The sequence below is a fragment of the Corynebacterium sp. HMSC072G08 genome, from assembly GCF_001809185.1.
Classification (GTDB): Bacteria; Actinomycetota; Actinomycetes; order Mycobacteriales; family Mycobacteriaceae; genus Corynebacterium; species Corynebacterium phoceense.
In genome coordinates, this window is record NZ_KV796376.1 from 1 (window position 1) to 1,323 (window position 1,323).

General features: G+C 54.3%; 1 protein-coding gene. It reads right to left on the bottom strand.

The window, feature by feature from the left end; genetic code table 11:
* Positions 1–46 precede the first annotated feature (46 nt).
* Positions 47–1,263 (bottom strand): IS3 family transposase gene (locus tag HMPREF2559_RS00365; RefSeq protein WP_148138754.1). Its coding sequence is split into 2 segments (ribosomal slippage): positions 47–1,002 and positions 1,002–1,263, totalling 1,218 coding nucleotides; the frame shifts between segments, so codons are not numbered across the junction.
* Positions 1,264–1,323: the final 60 nt, after the last annotated feature.

Consider the following 1,323-nt stretch of genomic DNA (forward strand, 5'->3'; position numbering starts at 1 on the left):
TGGGGTTGCCCGCAAATCGTGGACACGTAGTGGAGCTACCTAGTGGTTAGGCAGCTATTTCTTTTCTGCTGTTGATTGAGCCGGTGTGGTTCTCGAAGTCGACGGGGCTGACCATTCCGAGTGCAGAGTGCCGGCGCCGGCGGTTGTAGACGACTTCCATCCAGTAGGCAACGGCCTTGCGTGCAGTATCACGGGTAGGCCATCGCTTACGGTCGTAGAATTCAGTCTTTAGCGTCGACCAGAACGACTCGGCCATCGCGTTATCGAAGCACACGCCAGTGCGCCCCACAGACTGAGCGATGCCCAGGTTGCGGCACACTTCCCAGAGCTTCTCACTGGTAAATTGCGTTCCACGGTCAGCGTGAAACACCAGCCCATCAGGAACGTTACCGCGTAGCGTATGCGCCATCCGCAGGGCCCGTTCAACCAGGTGTGTGTCTTGAACGCTATCCATTGCCCAGCCCAGTACCCTGCGGGAATGACCATCGCGGACCGCGCACAAATACAGCCAGCCCTCACCGGTGCGAAGGTAGGTAATATCCGACATCCACACCCGGTTGAGCTGACCAGTATCAAACATGCGCTTGACCAGGTCAGGAAGAGTTGACTTACGCTTGGATTGAATGGTTGTCACCGGGACAAAGGCACGCGGTGAAATCCCTTCAATGCCCATCATGCGCATCCGCTTCGCCACAGTCTTACGGTTAAGTGAAATGTAGTAGCGCTCGGCGAGCTCTGCGGTGATCCGCGGAGCACCATAAACCTCATCGGAGTCTTTCCAAATCTGATGAATCTTTCGGTCAACATCATCGTAAAATGCTGACCGATCATCCTTTCCGGATAGTCGTTTCTGCTGCGCATGGGCCCATTTGTAGTATCCAGACCGAGACACTTTTAATAGCCGTGCCATGCGTTTGATGCTGTAGTTTGCCTTCTCCTGCTGCATTAGTTCGAACTTTTCTGCTCGCGTTGCTTCGCGGCGAAGAAGGCTGTCGCTTTTGACAAAAACTCATTATCCATCTTGGCTTCTGCCAACTCACGGCGCAGACGAGCATTCTCAGCACGAAGATCAGCCTCACTCATCCCATCTGAGGATCCTCGGCGTTCACGCTCGAGTTTGACCCACCGGCCTAAAAGCCCGGCGGAAACACCGATTTCCTTAGCCACATGAGCGATCGGTCGCTCTGACTCGATTACCAGGTTTGCGGCTTCACGCCGGTACTCCGGCGTGTATTTCTTGCGCTGTTGACTCACAATGAACATCCTCTCTTACGGACACAAGATCCGTACAAATAGGGTGTCCACTAAACGAGGGTAACCTCA